20 protein-coding genes are annotated in these 19,164 nt (G+C 54.6%); 17 read left to right on the top strand and 3 right to left on the bottom strand.

Going from position 1 to position 19,164, the window contains the following annotated elements; all coding sequences use genetic code 11:
• Positions 1 to 326: 326 nt before the first annotated feature.
• The 3 genes from H7F11_RS08515 to H7F11_RS08505 form a co-directional block, all read right to left on the bottom strand.
• Positions 327 to 1,142 carry a PilZ domain-containing protein gene (locus H7F11_RS08515; RefSeq protein WP_227485363.1) on the bottom strand — a complete coding sequence of 272 codons (816 nt, stop codon included), beginning with the start codon at positions 1,140 to 1,142 and terminating at the stop codon, positions 327 to 329.
• 259 nt (positions 1,143 to 1,401) lie between these two features.
• Complete coding sequence (locus H7F11_RS08510) at positions 1,402 to 2,496, bottom strand: hypothetical protein (protein WP_193651578.1); 1,095 nt, start codon at positions 2,494 to 2,496, stop codon at positions 1,402 to 1,404.
• A 367-nt stretch (positions 2,497 to 2,863) separates the two neighbouring features.
• The gene (locus tag H7F11_RS08505; RefSeq protein ID WP_193651571.1) at positions 2,864 to 3,298 is read right to left on the bottom strand and encodes a hypothetical protein; all 435 of its coding nucleotides are present in this window, start codon (positions 3,296 to 3,298) and stop codon (positions 2,864 to 2,866) included.
• A gap of 488 nt (positions 3,299 to 3,786) precedes the next feature.
• Between H7F11_RS08505 and H7F11_RS08500 the strand changes: the two genes are divergently transcribed.
• The 17 genes from H7F11_RS08500 to H7F11_RS08420 all read left to right on the top strand — a co-directional run bounded on the left by H7F11_RS08500 (position 3,787) and on the right by H7F11_RS08420 (position 19,126).
• Complete coding sequence (locus H7F11_RS08500) at positions 3,787 to 4,113, top strand: superinfection immunity protein (protein ID WP_227485362.1); 327 nt, start codon at positions 3,787 to 3,789, stop codon at positions 4,111 to 4,113.
• Between the two features lie 8 nt (positions 4,114 to 4,121).
• Positions 4,122 to 5,135: a tetratricopeptide repeat protein gene (locus tag H7F11_RS08495; RefSeq protein ID WP_227485361.1), complete on the top strand. Its 1,014-nt coding sequence runs from the start codon at positions 4,122 to 4,124 to the stop codon at positions 5,133 to 5,135.
• Positions 5,136 to 5,262: 127 nt separating this feature from the next.
• Positions 5,263 to 6,615, top strand: coding sequence for a hypothetical protein (locus H7F11_RS08490; RefSeq protein WP_193651570.1), 1,353 nt, complete (start codon positions 5,263 to 5,265; stop codon positions 6,613 to 6,615).
• Positions 6,616 to 6,805: 190 nt separating this feature from the next.
• A complete protein-coding gene (locus tag H7F11_RS08485; protein WP_193651569.1) occupies positions 6,806 to 7,024 on the top strand; it encodes a hypothetical protein in 219 nt (72 codons plus the stop codon).
• 62 nt (positions 7,025 to 7,086) lie between these two features.
• Positions 7,087 to 7,473: a hypothetical protein gene (locus tag H7F11_RS08480; protein WP_193651568.1), complete on the top strand. Its 387-nt coding sequence runs from the start codon at positions 7,087 to 7,089 to the stop codon at positions 7,471 to 7,473.
• 494 nt (positions 7,474 to 7,967) lie between these two features.
• Positions 7,968 to 8,156, top strand: coding sequence for a Flp family type IVb pilin (locus H7F11_RS08475; RefSeq protein WP_227485360.1), 189 nt, complete (start codon positions 7,968 to 7,970; stop codon positions 8,154 to 8,156).
• Positions 8,157 to 8,273: 117 nt separating this feature from the next.
• Positions 8,274 to 8,732: a prepilin peptidase gene (locus H7F11_RS08470; protein ID WP_193651567.1), complete on the top strand. Its 459-nt coding sequence runs from the start codon at positions 8,274 to 8,276 to the stop codon at positions 8,730 to 8,732.
• Positions 8,615 to 9,268 carry a TadE/TadG family type IV pilus assembly protein gene (locus H7F11_RS08465; RefSeq protein ID WP_319803380.1) on the top strand — a complete coding sequence of 218 codons (654 nt, stop codon included), beginning with the start codon at positions 8,615 to 8,617 and terminating at the stop codon, positions 9,266 to 9,268. The genes H7F11_RS08470 and H7F11_RS08465 overlap by 118 nt, the downstream gene beginning before the upstream one ends.
• 36 nt (positions 9,269 to 9,304) lie before the next feature.
• On the top strand, positions 9,305 to 10,279 hold the full coding sequence (cpaB, locus tag H7F11_RS08460; protein ID WP_193651565.1) for a Flp pilus assembly protein CpaB: 975 nt from the start codon (positions 9,305 to 9,307) through the stop codon (positions 10,277 to 10,279).
• Between the two features lie 35 nt (positions 10,280 to 10,314).
• Positions 10,315 to 11,754 (top strand): type II and III secretion system protein family protein, encoded by a 1,440-nt coding sequence (locus tag H7F11_RS08455; RefSeq protein ID WP_227485359.1) that lies wholly within the window; start codon positions 10,315 to 10,317, stop codon positions 11,752 to 11,754.
• Complete coding sequence (locus tag H7F11_RS08450) at positions 11,751 to 12,992, top strand: pilus assembly protein CpaE (RefSeq protein WP_193651564.1); 1,242 nt, start codon at positions 11,751 to 11,753, stop codon at positions 12,990 to 12,992. The genes H7F11_RS08455 and H7F11_RS08450 overlap by 4 nt, the downstream gene beginning before the upstream one ends.
• The gene (locus tag H7F11_RS08445) at positions 12,989 to 14,323 is read left to right on the top strand and encodes a CpaF family protein (protein ID WP_193651563.1); all 1,335 of its coding nucleotides are present in this window, start codon (positions 12,989 to 12,991) and stop codon (positions 14,321 to 14,323) included. The genes H7F11_RS08450 and H7F11_RS08445 overlap by 4 nt, the downstream gene beginning before the upstream one ends.
• Positions 14,323 to 15,267: a type II secretion system F family protein gene (locus H7F11_RS08440; RefSeq protein ID WP_193651562.1), complete on the top strand. Its 945-nt coding sequence runs from the start codon at positions 14,323 to 14,325 to the stop codon at positions 15,265 to 15,267. Before H7F11_RS08445 ends, H7F11_RS08440 begins: the two co-directional genes overlap by 1 nt.
• 7 nt (positions 15,268 to 15,274) lie before the next feature.
• On the top strand, positions 15,275 to 16,219 hold the full coding sequence (locus H7F11_RS08435; protein WP_193651561.1) for a type II secretion system F family protein: 945 nt from the start codon (positions 15,275 to 15,277) through the stop codon (positions 16,217 to 16,219).
• Positions 16,219 to 17,046 (top strand): tetratricopeptide repeat protein, encoded by an 828-nt coding sequence (locus tag H7F11_RS08430; RefSeq protein ID WP_193651560.1) that lies wholly within the window; start codon positions 16,219 to 16,221, stop codon positions 17,044 to 17,046. The genes H7F11_RS08435 and H7F11_RS08430 overlap by 1 nt, the downstream gene beginning before the upstream one ends.
• 20 nt (positions 17,047 to 17,066) lie before the next feature.
• Positions 17,067 to 17,615 (top strand): hypothetical protein, encoded by a 549-nt coding sequence (locus H7F11_RS08425; protein ID WP_193651559.1) that lies wholly within the window; start codon positions 17,067 to 17,069, stop codon positions 17,613 to 17,615.
• Positions 17,612 to 19,126 carry a TadG family pilus assembly protein gene (locus H7F11_RS08420; RefSeq protein WP_193651558.1) on the top strand — a complete coding sequence of 505 codons (1,515 nt, stop codon included), beginning with the start codon at positions 17,612 to 17,614 and terminating at the stop codon, positions 19,124 to 19,126. Before H7F11_RS08425 ends, H7F11_RS08420 begins: the two co-directional genes overlap by 4 nt.
• The last annotated feature ends 38 nt before the right edge of the window (positions 19,127 to 19,164 follow it).

The following is a 19,164-nucleotide window of genomic DNA, read 5'->3' as shown; positions in this document are numbered from 1 at the left end:
ATGAAAAGATATTTATTTCTTATAATTAGTTATAATTAATTGATTGTCAATATTTAAAATATATTATCATACACCATGAAGAAACGATAATATTTTCCTTCTAAGTGTATTCCAGATGGCGTATGAGGTTATCATCTGGATGCTTTCCAGACGAAGACCTTGGATCTCCATCTCTGTTCTCAGAGGGAAGGAAATAACTGTACGCATTGCCCGTCAAGGCTCTCGGAAGTTTCCCATGTCGCGTTTGGTGATGAGGCAGTTGGATAACGGTGCATTCTGGCAGCGTCATCCCGAAGATAGCCAATCGGCAGCGGGCATAGGTATTTTTAACCAGATGGGCTCGGTGGCGCCCAACGGTGCCGTTCAGGGCTAGCCAGTTGCTGAATCATTTCCGCCTTCTTGCAGAGATACAGCTGCTCGGCTTTGCGATGCTGGGCTTCTGTGAGCTTGAAATGAACACCGATCAGGTAAGCATGGCTGGAATGGACCAGGTTCTCGATACGGGCAATAGTGGCAGTCGTCTCACAAGTCCCGCAATCCGCAATATCAAATTCCACCAACAGCATCTCGCCGACACGGAATCCCGTTGCACTGGTGTAAAATCCTGCCCCTGTCGGAGTGAAATCATAGAGCTGGGCAAACAGCGATGTGCCATCCCGACGACGGATAGTAATCTTTCCTTCGAGTCTTATCCGCTGCGTTTTGCGAGTCCGCCTGCGCAATACACGCTGCGGTCGCCGAAAATGATGTGCCTCTTTTTGAAAGTACTTCCAGTCCGCAAAAAAACCCAGCAAATACGGTTTAGCCAAAATGAAGATGAGCGATTTGCGGTAGCTGGGCATATTGTCGAGGGTGGATAAGGAAGGTTTCAAAACCAGATCTCCCAGGTCCCAATCCTGGGTATGGCACAGGGTGCCACTGTCATCCTCTTCTTCGTCATAAATAATCGCGCTCTGGCCAACCCTGATTCCCAAGTCTTCTGGTTCGGGTAACAGAAGGTCTTCTGCACCGCTGAGGAAAACCAGTGGCAGATACTCCAGAAGCGGGAGATCCGCACGATGCGGCAGCAGCAGAGCCAGTTCGGTATCACTCTGAGTTAAGTTGATTGGGAGCCCCTTCCATTGAATGTTAATCGGCATCATTCGATAGCTATCCGTCAGTATTCGGTTTTACCAGCCCATATCGCGGAATATGAACCATTAGCGCATTGAAAATTTTGTATTTTGGCAGAATACTGATCTTTTCAGGAGTGAACAATCCAAACGCTGATTTCTGCTGAAAGCTGGTCAATCAGCAGCGCTGTTTGACAGCCAGGGAACTGGGGCTGAGCGTACCAAACCGCTTGCCGGGCGATCGGTAAGCCGGGCGACGGAAAATTCGGCGGTTTGTGGTTCAACCCCCTTATTGCGCGCCTTTCCAGACAGGGTTGGGGCACCGTGCATAGAAAATCTCGTAGTAGATTTCGTTGAAATAGAGCCAATCATCGGCATCGTGTTGGTCGAGGAGGCCCGCCAGGGTGGTGAACGCACCCAGTTCCGGGTATGGATCCCGTTCAACGGGGAGGTCTATTTCGTGGTGATGGAGTCTGGCCATGATTTCCCGCATCTGCGTCAGGGCAGACCGTGCTGCGGGGGATCGTCCCTGGACGGGTACATATCTGTCGACACGTTTCAAATAGTGATTGATCTGGTTGACGACGGTGGGGTAATCCGACTTTTCGAGCATGCGTCCACGCATGATCTGGTTGAGTTCAGCCATGGCCTGAGGAACGGTGCTGGTCCTGGCCACCAGCCAATCCCGCACGGGACTGAGATCGGCTGCACGCTGGGTGAGCCTGGGATGGGGTGCGGGTAAGGGCGGTTTTTTTGCAGGGTATGGAGTGTAGCCACTAAACACGGAAAGAGTGATTTGTTTTCTCATTGCCCATCCATTTGGTAACCCTCTATCATTGAAATGTACAAGGGCTGTTGGATCTTTCCATGCCGGATAATCATTTTTTGACACTGGAAGATCAATTTTATGGTCTGTGAGTTGCTCTTTTATTTCATTGAGCTGTGCCAATGCCTCTTTCTCTATGGGCAATATATCCGACGTTTTAACATTCTGTGCTACTAGCGCTGCGAAGTCATTTATTTGTGCGATGAGCACGGGATAGTGGCGCTTTTTTATCAGACCATCGCCATCCAAAACCATGAGCAACTCTCCCAAGGCAATATCGACATCCTCGGTGTTGCCCTGTTCAGGGCCGCCAAGATCGCCACTTGTATACATATAAGCAATAGTATGACGATGAGATTTGTCGACAGGAATAGACAGATGTTGACCGATGATTTCTCTTTTAAACCACCCTATGCTGAGCAGGAGGCGGCCCTGTGGAGTATCGTTGGATTCAGGATATGATTTGAACTGGTTGTACAGGAAGTCGATGCGTTCCATGGCATCGGCATATTCTTCTTCGATGCCAGGTCCGATGATGTCTGGGGTGATAGGGATCATGAGCGGGTTACCGGGATGCCCAAATTCACGGCTGCATCTTTCGATGGTACCCGTCTGCCAACAATCGTTTGCCTGATGACAAATTGGAAACTGTCGTTGAGCACTTGCGACCTCCACCAGTCCACGTTTACGGGTTAATATGCGCTTACTGGTACTTTAAATAAAAACCCGGTTTACACAAATTACAGGACCATCTCTCAGATTGTCACGGCCAATGGACCTCTGGGCTGATCTGCACCCACCCACCCCCAAAAAAAAAGCCCGGCAACAAGCCGGGCGTAAGCATTTCATCCATAACAGCAGTACTCATCTACCACTACTACTAACAACAACCACAGAACTACATACAACGTGAAACCAGAAAGACTTAGAGACTACCCAGCAGGCCGCCCAAAAGACCGGTGCTGCCGCCAACCAGACCCGTTACCGTGCCGGTCACAGGAGCCAAGGCACCCACTGTACCGGAAAGAAGGGTGGGCACATCGGTGGTCACCGCTGCCAGAGCATTACCCACATTGTCCACCACATTGTTCAGCAATCCTTCGACACCGCCCAGCGTTGCTCCAGCAACAAGGGTGGTTTCACCCAAAACCGTACCAACGTCTCCGGTTACGCTTCCCAGCAAACCTTCCACCCCGGTCAAGGTACCGCCCAGCGTGCTATCCAAAGTACCCACCAAACCAGTGACTGTACTTCCCAATCCGGAAATCAGGTCTCCGGTGCTGGAGGATGCAGAACTGCTACCACCCAGAAGCCCACCAAGCAAACCACTCAGAAGACCACCAATATTCAATAGTGACATAGTCAAATTTCTCCTTTGAATGTAATGTTTAGAACTCACTTCATGGTTACAAGCATGCATTAACTGGCAGCACACTACTCGAAACATAAAAGCAATCTGCATGCCACATTTTGATTATCCCGGTAACATTTTATAATACTTTGTTTTAAATTTAATAAATCAAATTACGGAACTCTTTAAATCCCTGACCCGCAAACATGCGTAACACTTTGGGCGCCCATGCCTACCCGTCACGTTACCTTGTGTTACCCATTACCGGGCACCCCAAATTTCCCATTTTGGGTGGATAGACAGACAAGTAAGCAAACCCGTTACATTTTGTCACTTCATCATCCCCGACATACAAGATCAGCGAAAATGACGCGCAATGACTTTCATGAAGATAAATCAAGAATGCAACATCAGGCACAAAATTTGCTTGAATTTTTACCAAAATCTAGATTTTTTTCCTTGTTCACTGTTCGGGAAATCACAGAGGTACATCAGATATGGCTGTTCACATCGCCTGGCTTTCCTCCCTGATGCCGGGACACGGTAGCAACCAGATGCTTGACTGGGATTTTTTTTTACTGGGTCTGGCCCTTGCCCTTCTTTTATATTTTCTGCCGAGCTTCAAGGCATGGCACCGCTGCCATGGTAAATACCGATGGTGCCTGAAACTGTTTTTCATCAACCTGTTCCTGGGCTGGACCATCATCGGATGGTGGTACGTATGGAATCGCGCCAACTGGTCAGGTCCAATTATTTTTGCGGGACGCTGCAAGCACCGGCCACAGCCCGCCCCACACAAAGCGTTGCGGCGCTTCCATCACTGAGGAATAGAATGACCCCCAAAAATTATACGCTCTCCCTGTTTGTTTTGATGGGAACCCTTGGCCTGGTATCTCCTGCAGCCTGGGCGATGACCAGCGCGCAGGCCCATGCCCTGTGTCTTCAGGCCCATGCCGGAAACACCGCCGCATTGTCCGATCTGACTTTGGCGGCCCAAAAAGGCAACCGCTCAGCAGAAAACTGGCTGGGCGTTTATTATGGACTCGGACATCAATACGCCAAAGCCGTGCCCTGGTCCCGCAAAGCCGCCCTGCAGGGCGATCCGCTTGCCGAATTTGTCATGGGCAGCGTCTATTATTACGGCAACGGCGTCGCCAAAAGCCCCCGTAAAGCCGTTTATTGGTACCAACTCGCCGTTGACCAGGGTTTTCAGCAAGCCGAAGGCATGCTGAAACAGGCTCAGGAAAAGCTGAAAGCAACAGCGGCCCATAGCACTTCCTCTGCACCGGCCAGTTCCGCTCCGGCCAGTCCCGCTGCGACGGATTCCGCCCCGGCCAACCCGCCGGTTCCTGCAGTTATCCGGCACCCAAACACCCAAACAGATCAAACACCAGTCCGGGAACCCTCATCTGCCCTCACTGTAGCCCAACGCATCCCGGTCCCGAAAACCCAGCCGCTCAGCCCCTCAGCAGAAAACCAGCGGGGTTACGCCTATTACAGTGGGCAAGGGAAGCCTCAAAACTACGCCAAAGCCGTCTACTGGTTCAGAAAAGCCGCCCTTCAAGGCAACGCCAGCGCCGAAAATAATCTGGGGGTTGCCTACAATCATGGCCAGGGCGTCCCCAAAAACCTCGCGAAGGCCTTTTACTGGTATCAGAAAGCGGCACAGCAGGGTAATCCCAGTGGCGAAACCAATCTGGGCGTCGCCTACTACGAAGGTGACGGCACCCCAAGCGACACCCCAAACGCCCTGCACTGGTGGCAACTGGCTGCCGACCAGGGAGATCATCGGGCGCAGAGCTATCTCAGCGTGGTGCATTTAACCTCCCATCCGGCCACGCCTTAAAAACGATCCAGCATCCGGGGGTATAGCTCCGGGTTGAGCCTGTCTGCCAAAAGAGGTGAAACTATGACCAGTTTTGTTTATTCTCGGTTACTAAAATTACCCATGACAAGCCCCATTCGGAGAAAAAATGTCTTTTGCCCCGCCGCAGAAAACCCGAAGTCCCGGTCAGATATTCCTGGGCGGCGAGCCCATGGTCATCCACTGCAATCACTACAACCGGTTTTTGCAGATGGTGGTGGAAGGCTGCCAGTCGGTGGACGGTGTAGGACTGCAACTCGAAGCCGCGCAGGAAGTCGTCTACCGACAGCTTTCCGGGCAGTTTGCCGCACAGCCGTTCAATACCGTCCAGGAGCGCCTGCGCTGGGCGGCAGAACAATATGCCTATTGTGGTTTCGGGCATCTGAACATGGGCAACCTGCCAGATAGTCCGCCCGCAGAATGGATCGTGCGTGAGGATTATTCGCATTATGCCAATGCCCTGCTGCTGAATCGGGGTAGCAGAAACTTTCCCGGCGAACTTTTTGATTTGGGCTATTGCGCCGCCAGTCTGACCGCCAGCTACAATTTTCCCTATCAGGGAGATATTGCATTACCCAACACCGCACTATCTGCCGGAGGTACGCAAACCCTGTTTCACCTCCACCAGGCCCCTGAACATCGGGAAATCTTTCGCGGATTCACCCGGCAGTTGCACGACGCCCATGCCGTGCAGACGGATATTCCTCCCAAAAGTTGCGCCCGGCACATGGATGAACAGCAAATTCTGGAAGAGATGAGCAACCTGAGCATTCAGGGAAATCCGGAAAGTGGCCTTATTGATGCCTTTGGCGTACAACTGACTGTGCATTATGCAGACTATTACAATCTCCTGTCCTTTCGCTTTGAAAAGGCACTGAAACACGCCTTGCAGGCTTCACCTTTTCTGATCAGAACCCTTGCCGCAGAGTATCCCGTCCTTGAGGAATACAAGGATTTTGGACACCTGCAAGGGGATTTTCTGGCGCGTACCCTGCTGACCGAAGCGGGCCATATCTGTGGCTTCCGCACCATGGGCGGCATTATGATGTCCACCCTCTGGAAGGAAAAGATCATGCCCATGATCCGTGACCAATCCGACTGGATTCATGGCATTGTTGCCGTCATCAACAGCCTCGGCTGGGGTGTCTGGCGGGTGACTGAATTGATTCCTGACCAACGCCTGATCCTGCGCGCCTGGAAACCCTACGAATCCCTGGGCTATTTACGGGCTTTCGGAATTTCCGACACCCCGGTGGACTACCTGTTTGCGGGAGTGGCCAGTGCCCTGATGAATCTCATTTTTCATGTCAACATCACCGACAGGCCGACACTGGATGATAGCCTCTATCCACAAGCCATGCATGAAGGCGACCATTTCTGGGCAAAACAGAACACCTGTGTCGCCCAGGGCCACCCCTACTCTGAGGTAATCGTGGAGCGGGGAATTCTGCGCGACTGGTAGCACGATTCATCATCCGTGCCCATTTGTTTCTCTTTCCGGACGACCGTGTCACCCATTTTGACTCAGCAAAACCCATTCTGGCGCTCAATGCATCAAATAATCAGCGCACTAGAAAAACGGGGTAGACCGGTACGATAATTGCTTATCCGTACTTGCTGTTTTTGTCAGGGTATCAGGTCAGGAGAAACTTATGTACAAAACCCGCGTGGACGCGACAGAGCAAGCCCTCTTTCATCCTGAAACCGGGTCCGTGTTGCACGCGCTTGGCGAGATCACCGCCACGCTGCGTTATTATCAGGCGTTTGGCGACCCTCAGGATCTGGACGAAGGCATCTGCTCCCTGATTGCCCTGGAAGCGCGCTTGCAGCAATTTATGCAAAAAGCGCACAAACTCCAACAGAAACACTAAAACAGGCCATTAACTGGCCTCAAAATGGATTCACCCATCACTCACTGGCGAGGGAACGTGTAATGAGCATTCTAGATCTCGGTTCTGTAGTAGACAGCCTCCTGGGCGCAAACGGTCACGGCAGCGGCCTGCTCGGCGGTAATGCCCTGCTGGGCAGCCTGGTTGGCAACGGCAACACCAGCGGTGCCGGTTTACTGGGCGATTACAACGGTGGATTATTGGGCGGCCTCGGCTTGGGTTCCCTGCTCGGCTCCATTGTTGACCCCAACAGTGGCAACATGGCGAGCAGCAGCAGCTCGGCTTCTGTCGGCGGCAGCAGCACTACTTCCAGCACCACCGTAGCCGGTGGCGGACTGCTGGGTGGATTACTCGGTGGCGACCTTCTCGGCGGTAACAATCTCCTGGGCGGCTCCAACGGCCTGCTGGGCGGTTTGCTGGGCATCCTCTAAAAATTCATTGCCCATGCGGGCAATGTCCGCAACCCCGACCTGAAGGCTTCTACATTACCAAGCTTAAGGTCGGCGGTTGCACCAATCCCGCGCAGACCGGGGATACTCCCGCTTTGGTAACCCCCAATGCACACCTTTAGGTGTCATTATGGGAATTTTTAACTTTGTAACACTGCGTTACAACATGTATCAACATTGTGAACAAAATCCCCGATGTTACAAAATACCAAACGGTATGCAACTTTTGAAGTAGCATAAACTTTGTGATCTCTCCCCTTGCAATAATCTGATTATAGGCTAGTTAATAAACCAGCCACAGATGTCAGGCAACGTGTCCGGATTCTCCTGAAGGCGGGGAGAACGTTGGCACGTAATCTGCTAATGTGACTGCGGTGTGTTGGTTGTAACTGGTCGTAACTGGTTGTAACGGTGGACTGCCCTGAATAGGTGCAGGTTTTGGTTTTGCTTGGTGTAATGAAACAGGGAGAATATCCATGGAAACGTTGAAAAATGCAGTTGTGCGGTTTGTGCAGGATGAAGAAGGGGCTGGCGTCATTGAATATTCGCTGATTGCCGGGATTATGGCAGCGATTATTTTTGGTGCGATGTATGGTCCATTGCGTACGGCAATAACCACTGTTTTCACCAACATTACCAATCAACTCACTGCTGTGGGTGGCTAGGTAGCAAAATTCCAACTATCAATCCAAGCCTCTTCCGGCTTGGAATTTTGGCAGCATTGGTGATGCTTAACAAAGCAGCTTAATTAAGTCGTAAACAATGGCACCCAAGGAGACCTATTGGAATGGCACACCGGAATAACCGCCCTCTGGGCACTGATTCTGGCCGGCAGCGATCTGCGCCGCCGGCGCCTGCCCAATGTGCTCACCCTGGGAGCTCTGGCGTTCGGCCTGCTCTGGATGTTGTGGAGCGGTATCACCTGGCTTGGTGGCCCATGGTGGACCGGTCTGATGGGGCTGGCCGCCGCCTTTTTCGCTTTACTGCCCTCCTACGCCGTCAAAAAACTCGCGGCAGGAGATGTCAAATTCATGATGGCCGTCGGGGTACTGGCTGGCGCTTCGCCCCTGTTGGGGATTTATCTGCTCGCCGCCCTGTTTACCCTGCCGGTCATCCTCCTCGAATACCTGCTGCGCGGTCAGGTGCAGCGCAAAACCCCCTTCGGTTTTGGCATTGGTGTCGCCAGCGCTCTTGTACTGCTCAGTCACTGGCCGCCGCTAGTGTTTCCACTGGGCGGCTAAGGCACCCGGCAAGGCCTCAGCCCTGCTCCGCAGCGCCGGTCCGGCCCTGCGGAGCAGTAAAAGATCAGAATCGGGAACGGGGTTCTTCGGTCATTGATTTTCCGTTTATTTTCGTGTTCTTTTTTCTGCTGCTCTGGGGCGTGTTCAATTTTGGCTTCATATTTGTCATCCAGAGCATGATGACCACCGCCGCCGAAGATGGCGCCCGCGCCGCGCTGATCTATGAGCCTGCCACTAGCAGCAATGCGGCCATCGCAGCACGCGCCAGTGTGGCAAAGAAGACTGCCCAGCATGTCGTAGAAGTACTGAACGGCCTGGCGGGGGGCGGGATCAGCACCAACGTGACCCCCACTGGCTGTCACTACAATCAAGCTGATATGACCTGCTTCAGCGTGACGGTCACTTTTCCTTATGGTAAACATCCCATCATTCCGGCACTGATGAATTTTCCTTTCATCGGCTCGGTGGGCATACCCAATCAACTCACCGGCACGGCGGTCATGCAGGTGGACAATGCCAACCTGTTACAAAACTGATGTAACAGCCATAAATCACCAAGGAGACAGGGAAACATGGGAAACAAGGCAAAAATCGCCATTGCGATACTGGTGCTGCTGGCGGTGATACTGGGCGTTGCCGCTTATGTGATCAGCCTGCCTCCCCCCAGTGTGCAGCGCCCCGCAGAAAGCAGCCCAAACAGCACATCAACGGCTCCCGCTGGTGTCGCCGTGGTGGTCGCCAGCAAGCCGCTGATGGCCGGCAAACCCATTTCGGCCGATGCCCTGAAGGTCCTCCATTACCCGGAATTTCCCAGCGGCGCTTACCATCAGACCAGTTCGGTCATCGGTCAGGTACCGGCGACGAACATTGGCGCGGGGGTGCCCGTTTTGCACGCGAACATGGTGTCCGGTCTGGCGACTCAGGTACCTGAGGGTGACCTGGCCATGGCCATTCATGTCAATGAAGAAATTGCCGTTGGCGATCATCTGCATCCCGGCGATTTTGTCGATGTGTTTACCACCCTGCCCGGTAACGAAGGACAGATGCATGGTGGCTGGCCCACCCAAAGCCGTCTGCTGCTGGCGGGGCTGCGGGTGCTGGCCGTGGGTCCGCAAACCGTTGCGCACAGTCTGAGCCACACGCAACCCGGACAGGACAATGCGGTGGTCAACGGTCAGGCCAATGGCCAGCAGGCGCAACCCCCCAGCACCGTCGTCCTGCAGGTACCGGTCGCTTCTTCGGCGACCCTGGCTCTCGCCAGTGCCCAGGGCCATCTGCTGCTGGCCTTGCGCAATCCCAAGAGCAGCGGCATGCCGGATGTGCAGGATTTTCCCGTGCCCACTCCAGCACTGATCCCCACCAAAATTCCGGTGAATCAACGCAAGGACGCCCTGCAAAAGCCTGAAAATCGCGCATATGCCGGTCTGACCCTGCCAGGACTGGCAGGCAAGAGCAAGGCCGAAGCACAGGCCATGCGTCCTTTGCCTCCGCCACCACCCATGATGCAACTCTATGACGGTGCGCAAAAAACCGCTGTTCCTTATTGATTGGCACCTGCCCTGACAAAAAGCGAGACTCCTGCATGAATACACACAAAAATCCGGGATACCTGCAGCCGCGACTGCGCAGCGCCCTGAAACTGGCCTTGTTCGGCATGCTGGGGGCCTTACCGCTGGCATGCGTGACGGGCACCGCCCGGGCGGCAGACTGGTCCGCGCATAGCACGGGCGCCTACCGGGCACTGGCCATTGCCGTGGGTACCCAACAGGTATTAACCCTGGATGAGTCTGCCTACCGCGTTGCCATTGGCAACCCCAAAACGGCTTCCATCCGCCCCCTGTCCAACAGTCACGGCAAGTCTTTTCTGATTACCGGCATCAGCACCGGCGAGACCAGCCTGCTGGTCTGGAAACTCGGCCACAAATCTCCAGAGGTCTGGCAACTGAATATCAATGCCCAGACGCCCCATGCACCGCTGGCTGCACCCGCACCGGGCATGCCCAAAATTACGGCCCAGGGGAACGTCGTGACCTTGTCCGGGGCAGTTTCCAGCCAGATGAAGCAGGAAGCGGCCCTTGAAGCCGCTGCTGCCATGGCCGGAAAGGACGGCAAAGTCATCGACGAAAGCACCATTCCGGTGGATGACGAAGTGCAGGTTGGCGTCAAGGTCGTGGAGTTCAGTAAAACCGAACTGAAAAATGTTGGGATCAATATCTTTTCAGTAAATAACGGTTTTACTCTGGGCACTTTTGGTCCTTCGACCCTGACCGGACCCAGTTCTCTGGGTAGCAGTCTGAGTGGAGCCTCATCCGTACTGCCCTTTGCCCAGGCATTCAATCTGGTGGCACAGGTCAACAATGGCAGCGGTTTGAGCAGTTATCTCAGCCTGCTGGAAGGCAATGACATACTGCAAGTCCTCGCCGAGCCCACCTTGGTGGCCATGAATGGTCAAAAAGCCAGCTTTCTGGCCGGTGGAGAAATTCCCATTCCCGTTCCCCAAAGCAGTGGTACAGGGTCACCGACCATCACTATCCAGTACAAGAAATATGGCGTTGCCCTCGATTTGACGCCCACCATTCTCAGCAGCCATAAAATTGCCCTGCACGTAGCCCCGTCCGTCAGCTCTCTGGATTACACCAATGCCATCACCCTCAATGGATATAGTGTTCCCGCATTGCTGGTCCGTCAGGCCAACACCACGGTAACTCTGGGCAATGGTGAAAGTCTGATTATAGGTGGCCTGGTGGATCGGCAGATGCAGCAGAACATCAGCAAAGTTCCGATTCTGGGTGACCTGCCCATACTCGGTGCCTTTTTTCGGTCTATCAACTACTCAAAACAGGATATGGAACTGGCGATTATTGTCACACCCCGTCTGGTGCGTCCCATTGCGGCAGGGGTGAAGCTTCCCGCCCTGCCGGGCGAAAAATTTGCCCACAGTCATTTAAATCTGGGTAAAGCTGTTTTCCTTCCCGGCAGCAACTATGACGAATCGTCTGCGGGGCCCGGATACACGCAATGATGACCCGCCCCAACGCGTCCTTCAGCCCCGGCAACAACACCCAGGTGGTGGTTCTGGCGCTTTGCCAACGCGCAGAGTGCCTGGCCTGGATGCGCCTCGCGCTGGATGGCATGGCCATCGTCCTGCCGGTAGGCAAGCGTGCCGATGATATTGTCCAGGCTGTTGGCAAAAGTGGTGCCTCATTATTGATTGCCGATTTTGGCGATGATCATCCCGAAACAGCACTTTTCGAGCAGCTTCGCCTGTCTTTTCCCGACCTGAAAATTATTGGAGTGGGTTCGTTGTCCGATCAGCAGGCGTTGCTGGCGGCCATGCGTGCCCAGGTAGTGGATTATGTGGAACAGGAATCCCCCATTGCCACTTTGCGCAACGCGGCGGAACGCATCCTTGCAGAAATCCGCCAGCGCCGCCAACGTACGGGCCGCTTGATTACGCTGTGTGGTGGAATCGGGGCGGGCTGCACCACCATTGCCTGCAATATGGCAACACTGCTCAAGATTCAGCGACCCGATGCCAGCGTCCTGTTGCTGGATTTTGCTACACCCGTGGGTGATGCCGCCATTCATCTGGGCGTCGCCCCGCACATCTGCTTTGCCGAGGCGGTGCGCAATCTGGACCGTTGTGACCGTACCTATCTGAATACGGCTATTGCCCGCACGCCCGGTGGAATTGGTGTCCTTCCCCTGTTCCATGAAGTCAACAACCTGCGTGGCCTGAAGCTGGCCGATGCGTTTCAGCTTTTGGTCCTGATTTTATCCACTTATGATCTGGTCATTGCTGACCTGGGCGGGGCGGCCTTTTCCGATTTGGGTCAGTACCTGCAACAAACGGCCGATGAAATCCTGCTGGTAACCGATCAGTCCGTGGGAAACATTCTGGAAAGCAAAAAAATTGCGGCCAATCTCCGTGAAAAACTCGGTAATCGGCTCCATGTGCACCTGGTCGTGAATCATTATGAACCCATATTGGGCGTGGAATCCGCTGATATTGCCGATGAATTGGGGCTGCCCCTTCTGGAAAATGCGGTTTTGCCCGAACGGCGGGTTCCACTGATGCAGTCCATGAATCAGGGCAAAACTCTGGTGGAGGCCCTGCCCAAAGATGCCCTGGTCCATATTTTCGGGTTAATGACCGGGCAGTTATTGGCGAAGCTCTGGCCAGATCAGGCTGCGCTGACCTCTCGACCAACACATAGCCGAATCAGCCAATGGTGGCATGCCTGGAGAAAAACCCGATGAATGGCGACAACGAAAGAGCATTCGGCGTACAGCCTTTTTCCGGTGAAGAGTCCACCCAGATTCATCATCAGGAGGGTTATCTGCAGTTCAAGGGATACCTGCATCAACGCCTGATTGATCGGGTTGAGGAAATTGGCGCTGATTTTGCGTCTCTACGCAAAGAAGCGGTCATGCGTTTTGTGACCCTGGAGCTGGATCGCCTGCACAACGAACGGCCCTTCCCTCTGAGCGAAAAGGAAACCGAAACACTCATTGAAGATCTGGCCAATGAACTCACCGGGTTCGGTCCGCTTGAAGCCGCCATGCAGGATAGCACTGTGGAAGATATTCTGGTCAACGGCCCCCGGGAAATTTATCTGGGTCGGGCCGGAACCCTGCAGATCAGCAAGCTGGCTTTTCAGGATGATGCCCACCTGATGCGCATCATCCATCGCCTGCTGGCCATGACCGGACGCCGCATTGATGAATCATCCCCGACCGTAGATGCACGCCTGACCAACATTGGTCGTCTGAATGTCGTGATTCCACCGCTGGCACTGAATGGCCCGGTCATGTCCATCCGGCGTTTTCCGGCGCACCCTTTAGGTGCCGGTGACCTGGTTGAAAAGGGCACTTTGACCCAGCCCATGCTCGAATTTCTGCAGCTCGCCGTCACCAACCGCTGCAACATTCTCATTTCCGGCGGGACCAGTAGCGGCAAGACCACCTTTCTGAATGTCATTGCCAGCTTCATCCCCGACGGTGAGCGCGTCATCACCATTGAAGACACTGCCGAATTGCAGTTGCAAAGCAAGCATGTAGTGCGCCTAGAAAGCCGTCCCGGAGGACATGACGGGGCGGGTGCGGTAGATGTCCGCGACCTGTTGCGCAATACCTTACGAATGCGCCCCGACCGCATTGTCATCGGCGAGGTGCGCGGTGGTGAAGCGCTGGAAATGATGCAGGCCATGACCACCGGTCACGATGGCTCGCTGGGAACCATCCATGCCAATTCCGCCCGTGAGGCTCTGCAGCGTCTTGAAATTCTCCTCAGTTTCGGCGGATTTCCGGGTAATGACCTGTCCATGCGCCGACAGATTGCCTCGGCCATTGAAATTATCGTCCAGATTGCACGCCTTCCCGACGGCCGCCGCAGAGTCATCGCCATCAGCGAAGTCACCGGCGTTGGGGATAACATTATTTCCATGCAGGAGCATTTCCGCTACGAAGCCCAGGAAGACCGGGACGGGAAATTGCAGGATCACTGGACGGCAACAGGTATCACCCCGCGCACCCCCAAACTCGCCAAATACCAACCCACCGTCACTGACGATGATTTCGGGTGGCGATGATGCTGGTATTCATACTGATTGTTCTCGCCGTCATCCTGATTGGAGCCGCTGTGGGCATTGCCCTGATCCAGCAGAAACCTTCGGAATTGCCGGGGCCCCTGCGGGAAAGACTACGGGCTTTCGACCAGAAAGACGCCGGCACGAAAAACGAAGACACCCCTGAAGAAAAAAACCTTCTGGAAAAGTCTGCCGCCGGAAAAAAAGACAGCTGGCAGGTGCAGTTGCAGGAAAAATTGCGGCAGGCCGGGATGACTCCCCGAACATGGCTGATCAAGTCATTGCTTATCGGGCTGTTTCTGAGTCTGCTGATCGCCCTTTTTCTGCGCCCCTGGATGGCCCCCATTTTCTTTCTGTTCATCTATCCAATGGGGCTCTGGGCCTACATTCAGCAGCGTATCCGCAAACGCGCAGCACTCGCCCTGATGGACCTGCCCAACTTTCTGGACACCGTCGTGCGTACCTCACGGGTGGGTGCCAGCTTGCCGGCGGCCATGCTGGCGGCTACCAAGGATGCCCAGGGGCCGATTCGTGAAGTGTTCAATCAGGTCATGCGCCGCCAGCAATCGGGCATGCCCCTGGACCGCGCCCTGCTGGTGGTGGCCAAGCATTATCAGATGCAGGAACTGGCCATTGTCGCCACAGTCCTGCGCCTGAACATCCGCTATGGAGGCCGGGTAGATATTGTGCTTGAACGTATTGCCGACTGGTTGCGGGGTCGGGTCAGCGCCCAGGCTGAACTCAATGCGCTTTCCGCAGAAACCCGTTTCGGAGCTTTGATCATGAGCCTGCTGATCCCTGGTCTGGCCATCTATATCATGATTATGAACAGTAAATATCTGCTGGGTATGTGGGATGATGGTACCGGCCGCATCATCCTGATTTTCGGGGCCATTCTCCTGCTGACCGGGGTGGTGCTGGTCAATCGCATGGCGAAGCTGAGGTGAAGCGCTAATGTTCAATCTTCACGCCCTTCTTGTTGCTCTTGCCGTGATCGCCATCAGCCTCGCCGTGGGCTTGTTGCTGTTTTTTCGCATCTATCGTCTGTTTATGGTTTCCCAGACCCAGGCTTCGCTGCTGCGGGTAGAAACGCGTCCTGAGGGAGACCAGACAGAAGAAATCACCGGGAATAACATTAACCAGGCATCAACATCGCGTGCCCGAAGTATGGTTCCTGACAGCCTCGCCCGTTGGGGAACCGCCGAAGACCGTCGTCAGCTGCTGCAGGCGGGTTATCGCCACCGCCGTGCGCCCGCCCTGTTCATCGCCCTGCGCATTGGGCTTGGATTGATTCTTGGTCTGGCGACGCTCCTGATCATTACTCTGGCACACATCAAGATGTCCGGTCTGGTGGTGCTTATCGCGGCATTCATCGCTCTGGCCATAGGCTACCTGATTCCCAAATTCATTCTGGAGGCCCAGGCGCGCAGCCGACGCGATCAGATCAATGCCGAACTGCCCTTTTTTGTGGATATGCTGGCGTTACTGCAGGGCGTGGGGCTGAGTCTGGAACAGAGTCTGATGTCGGTAGCCAGCGCCGGAGACGCAGGGATCCCCCTGTTGGCCTCGGAAATGCAGGAACTGAACAAACAGATCGCCATTGGTCGTCCACGGGTTGAGGCCATGCAGAAACTGGCGGAAATGTTGCAGGATCCGGATTTTCAGGAACTGGTGAATATGCTTCGACAAATTGACCGCTTCGGTGGCGAGGTGGCACAGCCCTTGCGGGAATACGCCGAACGTCTGCAGGAAAAGCGCCACATGTCCTTGCGCGAAAGAGCAGGACGCATGAACGTCAAAATGACTTTGGTCATGGTCCTGACGATGCTGCCGGGACTGGTCATCATCACGGTTGGACCCGCCATGCTGCTGCTGGTCAAATTCATGGGGCGGTTCTGATGATGCACACGCTACTCCGCCGCCCTGCTTCCCGCCTGTGCTGGACATTGCTCGTGGGAGTTGTTGCCGGTTGCGCATCCACTCCGGAACGACCGGTAGTGGTCAAGGCACCCACTCCACATATTGCCCCGAAACATCTCGCCGGATTGAGTCTGCAACTCATTGCGCGCATGGAGTCTGAAAAAAAATGGTACGCCGCGCTTTCCTGGCTCGATCGTTATCGCCAGCAATATCCGGCATCGGACACCAGCAACCTGTTGCGGGCAAGGGCGCTTGCCGCTACGGGATCAAGCGTAGAGGCCGAAAAATACTTCAACAGGCTGCTTTCCAGTCCTCTGGCCGCCGATGGGTACCAGGGACTGGGTCTGCTGGCTGCCGCCCAAGGCCAACAAGACCGGGCCATCCGCTATTTTACCAGAGCCTCCCGGCATAACCCCACAAATCCTGGCATATTGAATGATCTGGGCTATGCGTATCTCCAGAATCACGAACCCGAACAGGCTCGATCCGCCCTGTTTCGTGCCGGAGAACTGGCTCCGGACGACTCCCGAATCTGGAGTAACATTGCGCTGTACTACCTGCTGCGTAACCAGACATTGCAGGCTCAGGAGGTCATCAGTAGCCATCAGCTAGACTGGGATACCCAGCAAATGATTCATGCGGAAGCCGCACGCATGATGGGCCTGAATCACCCGCAGCAAGGCTTGCATGCGCCTGGTCAGACAGATGCGGCAACCCAGTCTGCCCAATTTCCCAATCAGCCGCTGACGCAGCTTTTTACTGCCAATCCGGCTCAATCGACGAATCCATCGAGGACTGCACCATGAGCAAAACATGGAATCATGCAATGTTGTGTTTATTCACCATTACCGGAACGGCTTTAATGAGTGGCGGCGCTGTAGCTGCAGATGATGCAGCCAATTATCTGCAGCCACCCATTCTGGGCTGGCATACGCCGCCCCACGCTGCGGCCGTACCGGTGGAAGCACCTGCACCTGCACCAGCTCCTGCTCCCACCCCGACGCCAGCACCCGCTCCGAAACCTGTAGTGGCTCCAGTGGCACAGCCTGCTCCTGCTCCTGTCAGGGTGCAACAGACCGTCCCCCTGACTCCAGTCAAAACGCCCATGACGGTGACCATCACCCATAATGCCGTAGCACCCATGCCCCTGCCCAAACACCCCGATGCCGTGCAAAATCTTTTGGCATTCCAGGCCGATGGGCAGCACGCCGGTCATTTTCAACCCATCAGCGGCGCCGAAGCCCAGCAGAGCTACAAAGCTTATCTGAAAACCTCTGACAGCCCATCGTCACATACCGCTTCTGCTTCAGGCTCTAACCCCATGGCTTCTGCCAGCGGCATTTCAGGGTCCCAGTATCCCGGTATGCAACCATGAAAAACTGGCACCTGAGACATAAAGAGTCGCGTAACGACGAAAAGGGCAGTCTGGTCATCATGACTGCCCTGGTGTTGCCGATTGTGATGCTCATTGTCTTTGGTGCCATTGATATTTCCCACGCCATTTATGTTCAGCGTCATCTGCAGAAAATTGCCGACATGGCCGCCATTGCCGGCGCTGAAAATATTACTGACGCTGCGAACACTGCCAATCAGAATGCTCTTACCAATGGCTTCCAGAGCACCGCTCCGGGGCGAGTAATCACCGTCAACACCGGCAACTGGAATCCCGATACCCAAGCGGCTCCAAGCTATTTTTCTACCACCGTGCCCAGCGGTAGCCAGACCAATGCAGTTCAGGTTCAGGTCAGTCAGCAGGTACCCTATTTTCTGTTTTTGGGACCGCCCTTGACCCTGCACGCCCAAGCCATCGCCTGGGCACCCAGCGCGGCGGGCATTTCCATTTCCAGCCAGGTGCTGGATCTGGACTCCACACAGTCCCCTTTACTCAACAGCATTCTCGGCGGGCTGCTCGGCAGTTCGTTGAATCTGAAGCTGTTGGGTTACCAGGGTCTGGCCACCACCACTATTTCCTTGGGAAATCTCGCGCAGTCCGTTGGTGTCGGCAGCGTCAACAGCCTGCTTTCCGCCAACCTGACGCTTCCGCAACTGTATGAGGGCGCGTTGACCGTTCTGGGTAACCAGGCCAGTGGTGGCATCCTGAACAACCAGCAAGCCAGCGGTGCCCTGTCATCAATTATTGGGGCGACCCGAAACACGGCAACCATCCAGTTAAGTAAGATCCTCAATCTGGGACTCGCCAAACAGGCTGCCGTCGATGCGCGGGTCAATCTTCTGGATCTGATCACGGCATCAGCCATGTTAGCGAACCAACAGCATGCCGTGGATGTCCCCGGCGTCAACTTACTAGGCTTGGCCAGCCTGAGGCTGTACATCATTTCCCCGCCGCAACTGGCCTATGGCGAAGGGGGGAAAAATGCCCAAGGACAGTGGATCACCCAGGCCAAAACGGCCCAGGTTGCCTTAGAACTTCGTCTACTGGGATCTCTGCTCCATGTAGTACTGGAGGCAAGTCCCGCCGTTGCTGATCTCAAGCAGGTTGTCTGCGCCAGTCCACAAAGCCAAAGTTCGGTGGCAGTTCGAGCTGGCACCAGTCTGCTGAGTGCCTCCGTCAACCTGCTCAGCAACTCTTCATTCCAGGCTATTCCTCCAGGAAATTATGAGGATCATACCTTCACTGGTCTGCCGATTCCCCGTGCTGCAGAAAGTCACGGGAATAAGCCCTGGACGGTGAACTCTACAGGACAAAACCAGCAATCGGTGACTCTGGACCTGAATCTGCTCGGTTTGAAAGTGAAGCTTGGCGACGTTCTCAGCCCTGTGATCAGTCTTCTGGCTCCCGTACTCCAGATACTCGGGATCTCGCTCGGCACCGCTGAGGTAAAATATACAGCACTCAGTTGCGGCAATGCCGTATTGGTTTACTAGCATGCTGTTGATTCTGACGATGTTGATAAGGTTGTTTA

The organism is Acidithiobacillus sp. HP-2 (assembly GCF_015100155.1).
In the GTDB taxonomy this organism is placed as follows: Bacteria; Pseudomonadota; Gammaproteobacteria; order Acidithiobacillales; family Acidithiobacillaceae; genus Acidithiobacillus.
This window is presented reverse-complemented; position numbering and strand designations above follow the sequence as displayed.